This window comes from Jannaschia aquimarina, assembly GCF_000877395.1.
In the GTDB taxonomy this organism is placed as follows: Bacteria; Pseudomonadota; Alphaproteobacteria; order Rhodobacterales; family Rhodobacteraceae; genus Jannaschia; species Jannaschia aquimarina.
On sequence record NZ_JYFE01000041.1, the window covers coordinates 98502 to 112253 of the forward strand.

The following is a 13752-nucleotide window of genomic DNA, read 5'->3' on the forward strand; positions in this document are numbered from 1 at the left end:
TTTTCCTTTCGGGCGGTCGCCCTAGGTCCGGCGTCATGACCAAACCGATCCTGATGTGGCACCGCCGCGACCTGCGGCTTTCCGACAATCCCGCGCTGCACTGGGCGGCGGAGCAGGGACGCCCGGTGATCCCGGTCTTCCTACTGGACGAAGTGGTCGAAAGCTGGGGCGCCGCGCCACGTTGGCGCCTTGGCGAGGGGTTACGAGTCTTCGGTGAAGCACTGCAAGACGCCGGATCGCGTTTGATCCTGCGGCGGGGAGAGGCCCTCGAGGAGTTGCGCGCCCTGATCGAAGAGACCGGCGCGGACACGGTCGTCTGGAACCGGCTCTACACCGCCGACGAGCGGGAGCGGGATGAAGGCGTGAAGTCCAACCTAAAGGAGCAGGGCATCACGGCAGAGAGCTTTCACGGACACGTCCTGTTCGAGCCCTGGACCGTCGAGACAGGCTCCGGAAGCTACTACAAGGTCTATACTCCGTTCTGGAAGGCCGTCCGGGACCGCGACGTGCCTGATACGCTGGCCATGCCCGATCTCACGGCCCCGAGCGATTGGCCTGCCTCGGACAAGCTCGAGGATTGGGCGCTTGCAGCCGACATGCGCCGCGGTGCCGAAATCGTCGCCCGTCATGCCAGTGTCGGAGAGGCGGCGGCACGGGGCCGACTCGGCGCCTTCGTCGGCAGCAAGATCGCCGACTACAATGACGCCCGGGACATGCTGGCCGAGGACGGGACATCGAAGCTCTCTCAGAACCTGACCCTTGGCGAGATCAGTGCGCGGACATGCTGGCATGCCGCCCAGCGTGCCAAGGAGGACGGGAAGCCGGGGGCCGAGACATTCCTTCAGGAACTCGTCTGGCGCGACTTCGCCCACCATCTCGCCTTTCACACCCCGCGCCTGACCCATGCGAACTGGCGCGAGGAATGGGACTCGTTTCCATGGCGAAACGACAACGACGATGCCGAGACCTGGCGCCGCGCCCGCACGGGTGTCGAGGTCGTCGACGCCGCGATGCGCGAGATCTATGTCACTGGTACGATGCACAATCGGGCACGGATGCTGGTCGCAAGCTATCTGACCAAGCACCTGATGACGCATTGGCGGGGGGGCTGCGACTGGTTCGCGGATGTGCTGATCGATTGGGATCCGGCGTCGAACGCGATGGGTTGGCAATGGGCCGCCGGGTCCGGACCGGATGCTTCCCCGTTCTTTCGTGTCTTCAATCCTGCCACGCAGGCCGAGAAGTTTGACCCTAAGGGCCAGTACCGCCGCCGCTGGGTCGCCGAGCTCGGGGGGAAGGGCGACGACGCCATGGCCTGGTTCGACGCGATACCCGAGAGTTGGGAACAATCGCCCGATCAGGAGTACCCCAAGGAGCCCATCGTCGGTCTGAAAGAAGGCCGCGAGCGTGCGCTCGAAGCTTACAAGGGACGTGACGCGGCAGAATAACACCGCGCACGGCTTTACCAACAGGAAAGAGACCGCCAAGGTTGTAGGCGGGAATGGCCAACGGGGGGCCTCGAATGGATCTAAATACGACCACAGAAGGGCAGGGCGACCTGCCCCGCTACTTCGCGCAGGTCTGGAACTTGGCGACGAACGCCCGGTCGGGCCGTCTGGACGTGACCTTGCCGGATGGCCGCACGTTCCGGCACGAGGGCGCCGAACCGGGACCCGTGGCCGAAGTTGTGGTGCATGACATGGACCTGTTCGCGCGCTTCGTCCGGGACGGCGATCTGGGTTTTACGGACAGCTACATGGATGGGCAGTGGGAAAGCCCCGACCTCATGGCGCTCTATGATTGGGTCAACAAGGAAGGGGATGTTCTGATCCAGCAGATGCCCGGGATCGGTCTGGTCCGCGCCTACGAAAAGCTGCGGTTCTGGCTCAAGCGGAACACGCGCGGGCAGGCGAAGAAGAACATCCAGGCCCATTACGACCTCGGCAATTCCTTCTACTCGCTCTGGCTGGACGGGACGATGACCTATTCGGCTGCCAAGTACGACGACGACCCCCAGCGCAGCCTCGAAGCCGCCCAAACCGCGAAATACGCCAGCATCGTCGACCGCATGGGCGTCCAGCCGGGCGATCACGTGCTCGAGATCGGCTGCGGCTGGGGTGGTTTCGCCGAATATGCGGCGCGCGAGCGCGGTCTGCGGGTCACGGGCTTGACGCTGAGCCCGGAGCAGTTGCGTTTCGCCAATGATCGGATGGAGCGCGCAGGGATCGCCGACCGTGTCGATCTGAAGCTGCGGGACTACCGCGACGAACGAGGCAGTTATGACGGGATCGCGTCCATCGAGATGTTCGAGGCGGTGGGGCAAAAATACTGGCCCGCCTATTTCGAGACCCTGCGGGACCGTTTGAAGCCAGGTGCCAAGGCCAGCCTGCAGATTATCACCGTGCCCGACCGCCGCTGGGAGGTCTACAATCGCTCGATCGACTTCATACAGAAGTACATTTTTCCCGGTGGGTTCCTGCCTGCGCCGTTCCGTCTGACGGAAGAGATCGGGCGCGCGGGACTCGAGGAAGGCGACAGTCTGAGCCTTGCCAAGGACTACTCCCTCACGCTGCGACGCTGGTACGAGACCTTCAACGAACGCTGGGAGGAGGTGGCCGCGCTCGGCTTTGACGAGCGCTTCAAGCGCATGTGGGATACCTACCTGCTTTCCTGTGCGGGGGCGTTCGAATACGGCAATTGCGACGTGGTGCAACTGGTCGTGCGCAAGCCGGCCTGACGCCATGGATGTGCCGTATTCTGTGGATATCCGGGGCGGAATCGACCGCTTTGACGAGGGATCGTCCATGCCAACGCCCGCCAAGCTCGTTGCCGCAATACTTATGGCCGCTGTTGCCTGGTTCACGGCTGAAGCCGTGGTCCGCTACGCGCTGCCGGAGGGCTCGTCCGTGGGCCGGTTCCGGGAGATCTGCGCCGTGATCGGGCTGTTCTTCGGCTGGCGGATGCTGGGTCGGGCCGCGACGGGCGTGCGCGGGCGGGGCGACAAGATCGTCAATTCGCTGACGATGGGAATGGCGACCTCGCTCGCGATCCTCGTCCTGGCGGTATTCCTGCACGGGTTCTACCAGATGATTTCGGAATCGATGAAACTGGCCTACGACCAGCCGGGCAAGGCGGCGACCGCGATGATCGGCTTCATCAAGGAAGACTTCATCCTGGTCGCCAACCCGATCATCATCGGAGTCCTTCTCGGCGGGGGCGCCGTCGCCGGGCTGATGGCAGGTGTGACCGGCCGCGTCTGGCGTTGAAAGTCTTCCTTTTCGGCACGCTGCGATGGGTGCCGCTTCTTGAAACGGTATGCGGCCGATCCTGCGACCTGTCCGCCGGCCGGCTCATGGGGCATCGGATCGTTCGTGCGCCCGACGGAGACTGGCCTGTCCTGCTACGCGACGGGGGCTCCGTCGCTGAAGGTGAGATTTTCGAACTGACCGACCCGACTGCGATGGACCGGATGGACTGGTATGAGGCTTTGTTCGGCTACGCGCGGCGGGAAGTCACCGTAAGCGTGGGGGCGCGCGAAACCGATTGCTGGGTCTACGATTCCGGGGCACGCGGCGGGTCCGAGACCTCGTGGGATCTGGCATCCTGGGTGGCGTCGCATGGGGAAATGACGCGCCTGGCCGCCGAAGAGATCTTGCGCCTGCATGGAAGATCGACGCCGGAAGCGGCCGCGCCGCGATATCGGTATGCACGTGCCCGGGCTCATTCCCGTGTCATGGCGGCCGCATATCGGCGGCCAGCGACGATCGGAGGTGACCTCACCTCGTCTGATGTCGAAAGCATCGACGTCGTTCGTCCCTATGAAGGGTTCCACGCCGTGGAGGAACGTCGGTTCGCATTTCGTCGGTTCGACGGAACGATAAGCGAGCCCGTCACCCGTGCGGTCAGCGTGGTGACCCAGGCGGCGACGGTGCTGCCCTACGATCCGGTCCGCGAGAGGGTTCTGGTGGTGGAACAGGTCCGGGCTGGCGCGGTCGCGCTTGGCGACCCCTTGCCGTGGATGCTGGAACCTGTCGCCGGGCTGATCGACCCGGGCGAGGGTCCGGAGGAGACCGTTTTGCGCGAGGCGCGGGAAGAAGCCGGGATTACGCTGCGCGAACTCCGTTTCGTTGCCCGCTACTACCCAAGCCCGGGCGGCCTGGCGCAAATCCTTCATTCCTACATCGGCCTGTGCGACCTGTCCGACGGCACCGAGGGACTGGGAGGGCTGGACGACGAGGCAGAGGATATTCGCAGCCATCTTCTGCCGCTCGACCGGCTGATCGACATGATCTCGACGGGAGAAGCCGCGAACGCACCGCTCATCCTGTCCGCCCAATGGCTTGCTCTCAACCGTGCGGGTCTGACCTGACCGCCCGGTGATTTTCCACTCCCGGCCGCGCTCTTGCCCGAATTGGGCGCGACTCAGACCTTGGTCGAACCGACGGAGCCGCGGATATGGGATTCTTCGAAGCCAATCTCCACTGCCTGAAGAACCCGCTTACCTTCGAGGGACGCGCCTCGAGGTCGGAATTCTGGTACTGCATTCTCGGGCAAACGATCAGCTTCTTCGTTATCTTCGTCGCAGGCTTCGTGTTTGCGATCCAGGGCATTCTGAACGGGGGCGAGGCACCGGCCATCCTGTCGAACCGCAACCTCTGGGTCGCAGCGTCGGTGGTCTATCTCTACGTCTGCGCCGTTCAGATCTCGGTCAGTGTCCGGCGTCTCCACGACACGGACCATAGCGGATGGTGGTACTGGATCATGCTCGTGCCATTCATCGGCTTCATCTGGTACATCCTGTTGATGGCCAAGCCGAGCGATCAGGGCCGTAACGAATACGGAAGCGGTCCGGCGACGGCCAAGAGGGTGGCGCCGAAGGTGGCGGTCCGCTCGCGTCGCGGTCAATTGGATCTCGACGACGATTTCGATTGGGGAGAGGGCGTCGCGATCATGGCGGCTGCCGAAACGCAGCGTGAGGAGATGCGCCGCGCGCGCGCCGCCGACCTCCGCGCCCTCCGTCAGAGCCGCATGCCCAGCTGAGCCCCGATGTCGGGCCGATGGCGGCAACATGTCTTTGTCGCCGCCGGAAGTGTTCGACCATGCAAGAGACCGGCGCGATGCAGGATCGGCTCTTGGTCTTGCCGCTTTGAGTTGCCTCGGATGGGTAAGCGGCGACGCGAGCGACTGGTGGAGGATCCCTTCCGCTCTGCTCCTCGGGGCAGAAGGATCACGCCACCTACCGGACGGCAATCATCGAGATTCGGAACTGCCGTAGCCGCTGCTCAGATATCGAGAGGAAGGTGGTGGGTGATGAGGGATTTGAACCCCCGACATCTTCGATGTGAACGAAGCGCTCTACCACTGAGCTAATCACCCGACCTGGCGCGCCGGATAGCGCGGGGGCCGCGAGCCCGCAAGCCCCGGCGTTTATCTAGAACAGGCGGACTTGGGTCCCGATCGGGCAGATCTCGTACAGTTCCGCGATCTTCTCGTTGTACAGGCCGATGCAGCCCGAGGACGACTGCCGACCGATCTTGCGCGTGTCGTGTGTCCCATGGATCAGATAGGCGGGCCAGCTGAGATACATCGCGTGGGTGCCAAGGGGGTTACCCGGCCCAGCCGGCATGAATTCGGGCAAGGACGGGTCACGTTCGCGCATCGCGGCGGTCGGCGTCCAGGTCGGCCCGACCTTCTTGCGCACGATCTCCGTGTAGCCTCTGCGGGTCAGTTCCTCGGTCATCGGGACGGAGGTAGGATAGAGGCGATAGTCCGTCCCGGTCGCGTCCCAGTAATGGAGCGCGCGCGAGGTGATATCGACAAGGATCGTGGCCCTGCCGAGGCTGTCGAAGTGGTCCCGCCAATCGACCATCTCAAAGCTCGAGATGTTCCGGCGCGTGATCTCGCCTGAACGGAACCCCTGGGCGCGCGCAACCATCGGCGCGGCAAGCGTGGCCGCTGCGCCAAGCAAGAGTGTGCGACGGGTCCGGTCGTTCATTGCAGGCCTCCTCTGGTCTTCCGTCCCAGTTATGATGCGGTCCAAGCGCAGTGAAGACCCGGATTGTTCACATCTTCGCAATGTTGCTGCATAGGCGTCGGCGCTTTTTCGCCATTTGCAACTGTGTTGACACGAATTGTCCCGGGTTTGGCCACCGGTCTTCCGCATCAAGGCACAAACCAAGGGAGCATTACCTGATGAATCCGCTCACATCGACGGTACAGGGTCTGGTCAACGGGTTTGCATGGGGTGGTCGCACATCTCGCGGCGAGTATTGGGGCTTCGTGCTTACGAGTCTGCTTGTTCTCGGAGCGGGCGGTCTTGCGCTGACATGGCCTGCCATTCCGGCGATGGCGACAGCCCTGAGCGATGGGGCGTCGTTCGAGGCAATCGCGGCCGAAGGGCGACTGGCTGCCGCCGGCTCGCCGGCGATGACCATGATCGAACCGTTGGCCCAGCAGTCCCGGACGTTGTTCCAGACCGTCGTGATCGGCGTGGTTCTCCTGGTTTTTTATTGGCTCTTCGCTCTTGCGGCCGCGACGGCCCGTCGCGTTCAGGATACCGGCCGGAGCGCGGTCTGGCTTGCGGGTCCGATCTCGCTCGTCTTTGCGGGTGAGAACGTGTCGGGCTCCGCCGCAGCCTGGGCCGAACCCGTCGCGCTGGGTCTTGGGTTCGCCGCTCTCCTGCTGACCTCGATGACGGCCGTCTATCTCGCCTCCGCCGGGGAGCCATGGGAAAACGAGCACGGCGAAGCCCCGGAAGGGACGGCCCTCCCGCCGGAGCCGCTGCCCCCTCAGCCCGTTCCCGAGCCGGAGACCGCCGACCTGCGGCCGGTGCGCGCACTGCATCACTGAGGCCCATCAGGTCGGGGGTCGAGGCGACCGGGCGGACCGGTCGCTTTCTTCTCAAGCGGCGGCGGCCGTCTATTCCATAACGGGGATGGAGAACTCGCCGCCTTCCTTTATGCCCGATGGCCAGCGTGATGTGACGGTCTTGGTTCGCGTGTAGAACCGGAAGGCGTCGGGGCCGTGCTGATTCAGATCGCCGAAGACCGATTTCTTCCATCCACCGAAGGTGTGGTAAGCGAGCGGCACGGGGATCGGAACGTTGACGCCCACCATCCCGACATTGACGCGTTTGGCGAAGTCGCGCGCGGCGTCGCCGTCACGGGTGAAGATCGCCGTCCCGTTGCCGTATTCGTGGTCCATGGCCAGTTTCAGCGCCTCTTCGTAGCTACCCGCCCGAACGGTCGAGAGGACGGGGCCGAAGATCTCTTGCCGATAGATGTCCATCTCCGGCGTCACCCGGTCGAACAGGTGCGGACCGACGAAGAACCCGCCCTCGTAGCCTTGTAGCTTGAAGTCCCGTCCATCGACGACGAGTTCGGCGCCCTGGTCGATGCCGGTCTGGATCAGACGGTGGATGTTTTCTTGCGCGGCTCGGGTGACGACCGGCCCGTAATCGACGTCGGTCCCAGACGTATAGGGCCCGACCTTCAGTGCCTCGATCCGGGGGACGAGCTTCTCGATCAGGCGGTCGGCTGTCTCATCGCCGACCGGCACCGCCACCGAGATGGCCATGCAGCGTTCGCCCGCTGCGCCGTATCCCGCTCCGACCAGTGCATCGGCCGCCTGGTCCATGTCGGCGTCGGGCATCACGATCATGTGGTTCTTGGCGCCGCCAAAGCACTGCACCCGTTTGCCCGCCTTGCAGCCCTCGGCGTAGATATAGGCGGCGATGGGGGTCGAGCCGACGAAGCCGACGGATTGAATGGTCTCGTCCTGGAGGATCGCATCGACTGCCTCCTTGTCGCCATTCACGACCTGAAGCACGCCTTTGGGAAGGCCCGCCTCCTCCATCAGTTCGGCCAGCATGATCGGGACGGAGGGGTCACGCTCGGATGGCTTGAGGATGAAGGCGTTGCCGCAGGCGATGGCAGGCGCGAACATCCACATCGGGATCATGGCGGGGAAGTTGAACGGGGTGATGCCGGCGCTGACCCCGAGGGGCTGGCGCATGGAATACATGTCGATCCCGGGGCCTGCACTATCCGTGAACTCGCCCTTCAGGTGGTGAGGCGCACCGATACAGAACTCGACCACTTCCAACCCGCGTTGGACGTCGCCAGCGGCGTCGGGCAACGTCTTCCCATGCTCGCGGCTCAACGCTTCGGCCAACTTGTCCATGTCGCGGTTCAGCAGGTCGACGAATTTCATCAGGACGCGGGCGCGGCGTTGCGGATTGGTCGCCGCCCATTCCGGCTGGGCTTCGGCGGCGATCTCGACCGCGCGCGCCACCTCGTCCGCCGAAGCCAGCGCGACCTTTGCCTGGACCTCCCCCGTGGCCGGGTTGAAGACATCCGCCGTCCGGCCCGAAGTGCCGGCGACCCGCGCGCCGTCGATGTAATGTCCGATCTGATCCATGCGGTCCTCCCTTTCGCGCAGGTCTAGGCGAGCGCGCGTCGGGGGGAAAGGTCAGCCGACGATCCCGCGCGCCGCTTCCAGCAACAGATGGGCGCCCGGAGCGATCAGATCGTCATCGAAGTCGTAGTCCGGGTTGTGAAGTGCCGGGCCCGGACCGCAGCCGAGAAACAGCATGGCCGCCGGGCAATCATGGCCGAAACGCCCGAAATCTTCCGATGCCCGCAACGGGAGGCCGTGGGACACCACGAGCCCGACGGCTTCGGCCGCTCGTCTCAGATGGGCCGCGGCCGACGGATCGTTGGCGCCGGCGAGAAACCGGTCGTGCTCTGTGATCCGCACGTCCAGGTCCGCGGTCCCGGAGGAGATGGTGTTCCCCACATTGCGCTCCAGCTCGAGGAGGCGTTCGTCAGACACCGTGCGCGCCGTGACATGGATCCGGCCCTGGCCGGGGGCGATGCCGAATGCAGGCTCCCCGAGGGCGACATGTGTCAGCGTGACGAGCCGGAAATCGGGATAAGGAAACCGGCCGCGCGACAGGGCGGGCAGGGCTGTCATCAGCGCAGCGATCTCTCCGGCCGGCGAGCGGCCTGTCTCCGGCGCCGCCGCGTGAGCTTCGGTCCCCCCGAGTTCGATGCACAATCCGACCGATGCGGCGCTGGACGGGCCGTCGGGGATATGTGCCTCTCCGGTCGGGATCTCGGGAAGATTGTGCAGGGCAAATGCCCAATCCGGGGCGAGATCAGCAAATGCAGGGTCCTCGCAGACGGCGATCGCGCCGGTCCCGATTTCTTCGGCGGGCTGAAACAGTAGCACGACGCGGCCCACGGACGGGGGCCGGCGGGCAAGCAGGCGCGCCACGCCGATCATCGTCGCCATGTGACCGTCGTGGCCACAGAGATGGGCCACCCCATCGGTGCGGCTGCGATGGGACGACGCGCCCTTCTCTTGGATCGGAAGAGCATCGAGCTCGCAGCGAAGCATAACGGTCTCATCGCCCGTGCCGAAGACACCAGCGACGCCGTGCCCGCCGAGACCCGTCACAACGCGTGCACCGAGCGATCGCAACGCGTCCGCGATGCAGGCTGCCGTTTCGACTTCCTGGCCGGACACTTCCGGTGCGGCGTGCAACGCGCGGCGAAAAGCGGTGAGGTCCTCGATATCAGATGGGGTCAGCCGATCCATGTCGGGTCACTGCCGGAATCCCCGGCAGCTGTCACGATGCTTGACTTGACGCTGAGTCAGGCGGACGCTGGGGAAACGGATCGCGGGAAAGGGAGAATATCCATGTTCGTCACACAGATCCTCGCCTCGAAAGCGACGCCGGGCGTCCTGACGATCGACCCGAACGTGACAGTCTCGGATGCGGTCGCCGAACTGGCCGCGCGGCGCATCGGTGCGCTCGTGGTCTCGACCGACGGGCGGCGCGCCGAGGGGATCCTGTCCGAACGGGACATCGTACGGGAACTCGGGCGAGGCGGTCCCGACATACTGAAGCAGAAGGTTTCGGACATGATGACGCGCGATCTTCAGATCGCGGCGCCCAACGAAGATGCGGGCAGCGTTCTTGCGCGGATGACCGAAGGGCGGTTCCGTCACATGCCGGTCGAAGAGGACGGGATGTTGATCGGCCTGATTTCGCTGGGCGACGTCGTCAAGGCACGCCTGAGCGAAGTGAGCATGGAGAAGGACGCGCTTCAGGCGATGATTGCCGGCTACTGAGAACGGGCCAGCTTACCCAGCCGCCCGCCGCGGCGGACCTTGTGGCGATCCGCCCGCGCGGGCAGGGTCTCCATCACTGCCTGTCGGGCGGCGGGCGTCATGCGGGACCAGTCTGAAATCTCGTCCAGGCTGCGCAGACATCCGACGCAGAGGCGCGTATCCGGATGTATCGTGCAGATCCGGATGCAGGGGCTGTCGATCCGGTCCGCCCGGAAAGTCTCGTCGCTCATGTGTTCCCCAGATGTCGTAGCCGATCCAGCACGCCTTGCAGGATATAGCTTGCCGCGACAGAGTCGATGACTTCGGCGCGACGTTTTCGCGAGGTGTCCGCCTCCAGCAACGCCCGTTCAGCCGCCACCGTCGAAAGCCGCTCGTCCCAGAACGTGATCGGCACCTCAACTTGGTGCGACAGGTTGCGAGCGAATGCGCGCGTCGACTGAGCCCTGGGCCCGTCGCTGCCATCCATGTTCAGCGGAAGGCCGAGAACGAGGCCGGTCACGTCGCGCGAGGCAATCGCCTTCGTTATCTCGGCGGCGTCGGCGGTGAACTTGGTTCTTCGGATCGTCTTCTGGGGTGTCGCGACGCTGCGCAGCCCGTCCGAGAGCGCGACGCCGATCGTCTTCGTGCCGAGGTCCAGTCCCAGCACCGCACCGAATTCGGGCAGGGCGGCCGCGAAATCCTCGATCCTGGCGTGGATCAAGGGGCCAGGCCCGCTCGCTCCGCCGCGCGGGCCAAGGTGTCCAGCGCGGCAGGCGCGTCCTGAAACACCAGCTGCGCTTCGGCATAGACGGCCGCTGCCGCGTCGCTGCGACCGAGCACGCCGTAGGCCGTGATCAGGCGCGCCCAGTCTCCGGGCGGGCCGCCTTGGGACGCAAGCCGCTCGGCCAGGCCCTGAACCATGCTGCCGATCATTTCCATGCGCTCTTCCGGCGTCATGTCTCCGGCGGCTTCGATCTGATCCTGGGACGGCCCGGTCGCGCGGGGAATGTCTTCGAGCGGGGTCGGGTCACCGGCAAGCTGGCTGATCCGTTCGAGCTGCGCGGCGATCGTCGGAAGCCACGGCGCGTCGGCGGGCGAGTCGGAATAGAGGCGCCGCCAGATCGGCCATGCCCGGTCGGCCCGCCCGCCCTGTGCGAACATCAGCCCCGTGTAATAGCGCGCGAGCCCGTTCGTCGGGTCCCGCCGAAGCGCCTCTGCCAAGGCGCGCTCCGCCTCGGGCGACACGTAGCCGCCCGCGGCCTGGATCATCAATTCGGCGAGGATCGCGAAACCCTCGGCCGTCGCCGCGTCGCCCAGGATCGCGATGACCCTGTCCTGTGCGCGCCAGGCGGCTTCGAGATTGTTCATGCCCGCCTCGACACTGGCGGCCAATTGCCAGCCGCGCAGGTCGTCGGGACGATTTTGAAGGACGTCGCGCAGCTGTTCGACCATCGCGACCGTTTCGGCCGGTGCGTCCGCCGGCGGGGGCGCGTTCGGAACCTCCGCTTCGGCAACGGCCTGGCCCGGCCTTTCGGCCCGCGCCGCTTCGATCGTGGCGACCCGTCCGGCGAGCGGCATGTCCGGATAGCCGGGTGCGCCGATACAGCCGTAGGTCACAGCGCCGATCGCGGCGACACACAGCGCGACGATCACCGCGCCCAGAGCGGTGCGGCCCGGTGTCGCGGGCCGGATCGACTGTGCGGACTGATCGGCTGCCAGCAAACGGCGCGCCACTTCCGCACGGGCGGCCTCGGCCTCAGCGTTCGTCAACGTGCCGCGGGCAACATCTCGGTCGAGTTCACGAAGCTGATCCTTGTAGACATCGACATCCGGCGCGTCAGGCGCGCCCGTCTCCCGCGCGGTCAGGCCGCGGACCACGATCAGTGTCACACCCAGCGTCAAGCCGGCGGCCACGAGCCAGAAGAGCCATTCCCCATCCATGGCGCCGATCTAATGGCGATCCGTCGCAAGCGCGACCCCCTTGCGACGGTTTGGGCATCGCGGCACATGTCGCAAATCCCTCCCGACGCGCCGCCCATGCGCTTTCGCACGCTTCGAAACCGCGCCAGACGGAGGGCCTAGGAGAGGGCCATGAAACGCTATTCGGTTTTCGCCATCGCGCGAGAGGCTGCCCGGTATCACGACGGGTGGGAACGGGCGTGGCGGTCGCCCGAGCCGAAGAGGCGCTATGACGTCATCATCGTCGGGGCCGGAGGGCATGGCCTCGCGACCGCCTACTATCTGGGAAAGAACCACGGCATCACGAACGTCGCGGTGATGGAGAAAGGCTGGCTGGGCGGCGGAAACACCGGCCGGAACACGACGATCATCCGGTCGAACTATCTCCAGGATCCCTCGGCGGCGATCTACGAGAAGTCGCGCAGCCTCTACGAGACGCTGAGCCAGGAGCTGAACTACAACGTCATGTTCAGCCCGCGGGGCGTGCTGATGCTGGCTCAGACTCACCACGAGGTACGGGGCTACAAACGCACGGCCCATGCGAACGGTCTTCAGGGCGTGCGGACGGAGTGGGTCGACCCCGCGCGCGTCAAGGAACTGTGCCCGATCATGAATATCCACGGGCCGCGCTACCCCGTTCTGGGCGGGCTCTGGCAATCCCGGGGGGGGACCGCCCGTCACGATGCGGTGGCCTGGGGATATGCAAGGGCATGCAGCGACATGGGGATGGACATCATCCAGAAGTGCGAGGTCACCGGCATCGACACCGACGGCGGCAAGGTCGTTGCCGTAGAGACGACGCGGGGCCGCATCGAGTGCGGGCAACTCGCCGGCATCGTTGCGGGTCATTCGTCGGTTCTGGCCGAGATGGCTGGGTTCCGGCTCCCCCTCGAATCCGTTCCGCTTCAGGCGCTTGTCAGCGAGCCGATCAAGCCGTGCATGGACATCGTCGTGATGGCGAACACGGTTCACGGCTACATGAGCCAGTCCGACAAGGGCGAGATGGTCATCGGCGGCGGCACGGACGGGTATGTCGGCTATACCCAGCGGGGCAGCTTCCACCATATCGAAGAGACGTTGCGCGCGCTCGTCGAGACTTTCCCCATGATCTCGCGCCTCAAGATGCTGCGCCAATGGGGCGGGATCGTCGATGTCACGGGCGATCGCTCTCCGATCCTGTCGAAGACTCCGGTTGAAGGAATGTTCCTGAATTGCGGCTGGGGCACGGGCGGCTTCAAGGCGATCCCCGGCTCTGGCTGGGCCATGGCGGAACTGATGGCCAAGGGCCATTCACCGCTGACGGCGGAATTCGGGCTGGAGCGGTTCCGCGAAGGGCGCTTCATCGACGAGTCGGTCGCGGCGGGGGTCGCGCACTGATGCACGAACACTCTGTTTCCAAGGTAAGTGTTACCACACTAGGCGGGAACTCGCCGAAGGGTGTATACATTGATCATCTGTCGGTAACAGTCTGCCCGGTTTACCCATGTCTGATCAGTCCCACCCCCGTTTGCATTGGCCGCGCGGCCTCAACTTCCTGCTTGGCGGCGTCGTCGTCGCGGCCATCGGTCTCGGCGTTCTGCTGCTCGCCGGTCCGGTCGACCTCGGCCTGTTCGGTGCGCCGGACGTCCGAATCGACGCGCCGCTCAGCGCGACTGCGTCGCAACGCTAAGTCGGAGA

The 13752-nt window shown here is 65.2% G+C and carries 15 protein-coding genes and 1 tRNA gene; 9 read left to right on the forward strand and 7 right to left on the reverse strand.

The features are described 5' to 3' along the window. The first annotated feature begins 35 nt into the window (after positions 1-35). The 5 genes from jaqu_RS11045 to jaqu_RS20685 all read left to right on the forward strand — a co-directional run bounded on the left by jaqu_RS11045 (position 36) and on the right by jaqu_RS20685 (position 5040). Complete coding sequence (locus jaqu_RS11045) at positions 36-1448, forward strand: cryptochrome/photolyase family protein (RefSeq protein WP_043919029.1); 1413 nt, start codon at positions 36-38, stop codon at positions 1446-1448. Positions 1449-1522: 74 nt separating this feature from the next. Next, on the forward strand, positions 1523-2737 hold the full coding sequence (locus jaqu_RS11050) for an SAM-dependent methyltransferase (protein WP_043919030.1): 1215 nt from the start codon (positions 1523-1525) through the stop codon (positions 2735-2737). A gap of 67 nt (positions 2738-2804) precedes the next feature. Then, positions 2805-3266, forward strand: a complete 462-nt coding sequence (locus tag jaqu_RS11055; protein ID WP_161793865.1) for a TrgA family protein — start codon at positions 2805-2807, stop codon at positions 3264-3266. Beyond that, a complete protein-coding gene (locus jaqu_RS11060; protein ID WP_043919032.1) occupies positions 3263-4369 on the forward strand; it encodes an NUDIX domain-containing protein in 1107 nt (368 codons plus the stop codon). Before jaqu_RS11055 ends, jaqu_RS11060 begins: the two co-directional genes overlap by 4 nt. Before the next feature lie 86 nt (positions 4370-4455). Continuing rightward, positions 4456-5040 carry a DUF805 domain-containing protein gene (locus tag jaqu_RS20685; RefSeq protein ID WP_052500925.1) on the forward strand — a complete coding sequence of 195 codons (585 nt, stop codon included), beginning with the start codon at positions 4456-4458 and terminating at the stop codon, positions 5038-5040. Positions 5041-5301: 261 nt separating this feature from the next. Here the strand turns inward: jaqu_RS20685 and jaqu_RS11070 are convergent. Together jaqu_RS11070 and jaqu_RS11075 are read right to left on the reverse strand one after the other, a co-directional pair. Beyond that, positions 5302-5376, reverse strand: a tRNA-Val gene (locus tag jaqu_RS11070). 55 nt (positions 5377-5431) lie between these two features. Continuing rightward, complete coding sequence (locus jaqu_RS11075; RefSeq protein ID WP_043919033.1) at positions 5432-5995, reverse strand: L,D-transpeptidase; 564 nt, start codon at positions 5993-5995, stop codon at positions 5432-5434. A gap of 197 nt (positions 5996-6192) precedes the next feature. Between jaqu_RS11075 and jaqu_RS11080 the strand changes: the two genes are divergently transcribed. Then, positions 6193-6849, forward strand: coding sequence for a DUF805 domain-containing protein (locus tag jaqu_RS11080; RefSeq protein WP_043919034.1), 657 nt, complete (start codon positions 6193-6195; stop codon positions 6847-6849). Between the two features lie 69 nt (positions 6850-6918). Here jaqu_RS11080 and jaqu_RS11085 read toward each other — a convergent pair whose 3' ends face one another. Beyond that, positions 6919-8418, reverse strand: a complete 1500-nt coding sequence (locus jaqu_RS11085; protein WP_043919035.1) for a CoA-acylating methylmalonate-semialdehyde dehydrogenase — start codon at positions 8416-8418, stop codon at positions 6919-6921. A gap of 51 nt (positions 8419-8469) precedes the next feature. Beyond that, on the reverse strand, positions 8470-9600 hold the full coding sequence (locus tag jaqu_RS11090; RefSeq protein WP_043919036.1) for an amidohydrolase: 1131 nt from the start codon (positions 9598-9600) through the stop codon (positions 8470-8472). A 102-nt stretch (positions 9601-9702) separates the two neighbouring features. Between jaqu_RS11090 and jaqu_RS11095 the strand changes: the two genes are divergently transcribed. Beyond that, on the forward strand, positions 9703-10137 hold the full coding sequence (locus jaqu_RS11095) for a CBS domain-containing protein (RefSeq protein ID WP_043919037.1): 435 nt from the start codon (positions 9703-9705) through the stop codon (positions 10135-10137). On the opposite strand, the gene jaqu_RS11100 is transcribed toward jaqu_RS11095, so the two are convergent. From jaqu_RS11100 to ccmI, 3 genes are read right to left on the reverse strand one after another with little or no spacing between them, the layout of a single operon-like run. After that, positions 10131-10367, reverse strand: a complete 237-nt coding sequence (locus jaqu_RS11100; RefSeq protein ID WP_043919038.1) for a DUF1289 domain-containing protein — start codon at positions 10365-10367, stop codon at positions 10131-10133. The genes jaqu_RS11095 and jaqu_RS11100 overlap by 7 nt on opposite strands. Next, positions 10364-10837, reverse strand: a complete 474-nt coding sequence (gene ruvX / locus jaqu_RS11105) for a Holliday junction resolvase RuvX (RefSeq protein ID WP_043919039.1) — start codon at positions 10835-10837, stop codon at positions 10364-10366. Before ruvX ends, jaqu_RS11100 begins: the two co-directional genes overlap by 4 nt. Continuing rightward, positions 10834-12057, reverse strand: a complete 1224-nt coding sequence (ccmI, locus tag jaqu_RS11110; RefSeq protein WP_043919040.1) for a c-type cytochrome biogenesis protein CcmI — start codon at positions 12055-12057, stop codon at positions 10834-10836. Before ccmI ends, ruvX begins: the two co-directional genes overlap by 4 nt. Positions 12058-12207: 150 nt before the next feature. On the opposite strand from ccmI, the gene jaqu_RS11115 reads away from it, so the two are divergent. Both jaqu_RS11115 and jaqu_RS21380 read left to right on the forward strand, forming a co-directional pair. Then, positions 12208-13452 carry a sarcosine oxidase subunit beta family protein gene (locus tag jaqu_RS11115; protein ID WP_043919041.1) on the forward strand — a complete coding sequence of 415 codons (1245 nt, stop codon included), beginning with the start codon at positions 12208-12210 and terminating at the stop codon, positions 13450-13452. 106 nt (positions 13453-13558) lie between these two features. Continuing rightward, positions 13559-13744, forward strand: coding sequence for a hypothetical protein (locus jaqu_RS21380; RefSeq protein WP_141134326.1), 186 nt, complete (start codon positions 13559-13561; stop codon positions 13742-13744). Positions 13745-13752: the final 8 nt, after the last annotated feature.

What these genes read in the sequence shown, in the direction of transcription:
- jaqu_RS11115 (WP_043919041.1), top strand. Translation starts at nt 12,208, where the DNA reads ATGAAACGCTATTCGGTTTTCGCCATCGCGCGAGAGGCTGCCCGGTAT.
- jaqu_RS21380 (WP_141134326.1), top strand. Translation starts at nt 13,559, where the DNA reads ATGTCTGATCAGTCCCACCCCCGTTTGCATTGGCCGCGCGGCCTCAAC.
- jaqu_RS11085 (WP_043919035.1), bottom strand. Translation starts at nt 8,418, where the DNA reads ATGGATCAGATCGGACATTACATCGACGGCGCGCGGGTCGCCGGCACT.
- jaqu_RS11090 (WP_043919036.1), bottom strand. Translation starts at nt 9,600, where the DNA reads ATGGATCGGCTGACCCCATCTGATATCGAGGACCTCACCGCTTTTCGC.
- jaqu_RS11045 (WP_043919029.1), top strand. Translation starts at nt 36, where the DNA reads ATGACCAAACCGATCCTGATGTGGCACCGCCGCGACCTGCGGCTTTCC.
- jaqu_RS11095 (WP_043919037.1), top strand. Translation starts at nt 9,703, where the DNA reads ATGTTCGTCACACAGATCCTCGCCTCGAAAGCGACGCCGGGCGTCCTG.
- jaqu_RS11055 (WP_161793865.1), top strand. Translation starts at nt 2,805, where the DNA reads ATGCCAACGCCCGCCAAGCTCGTTGCCGCAATACTTATGGCCGCTGTT.
- jaqu_RS11075 (WP_043919033.1), bottom strand. Translation starts at nt 5,995, where the DNA reads ATGAACGACCGGACCCGTCGCACACTCTTGCTTGGCGCAGCGGCCACG.
- jaqu_RS11050 (WP_043919030.1), top strand. Translation starts at nt 1,523, where the DNA reads ATGGATCTAAATACGACCACAGAAGGGCAGGGCGACCTGCCCCGCTAC.
- jaqu_RS20685 (WP_052500925.1), top strand. Translation starts at nt 4,456, where the DNA reads ATGGGATTCTTCGAAGCCAATCTCCACTGCCTGAAGAACCCGCTTACC.
- ccmI (WP_043919040.1), bottom strand. Translation starts at nt 12,057, where the DNA reads ATGGATGGGGAATGGCTCTTCTGGCTCGTGGCCGCCGGCTTGACGCTG.
- jaqu_RS11100 (WP_043919038.1), bottom strand. Translation starts at nt 10,367, where the DNA reads ATGAGCGACGAGACTTTCCGGGCGGACCGGATCGACAGCCCCTGCATC.
- jaqu_RS11080 (WP_043919034.1), top strand. Translation starts at nt 6,193, where the DNA reads ATGAATCCGCTCACATCGACGGTACAGGGTCTGGTCAACGGGTTTGCA.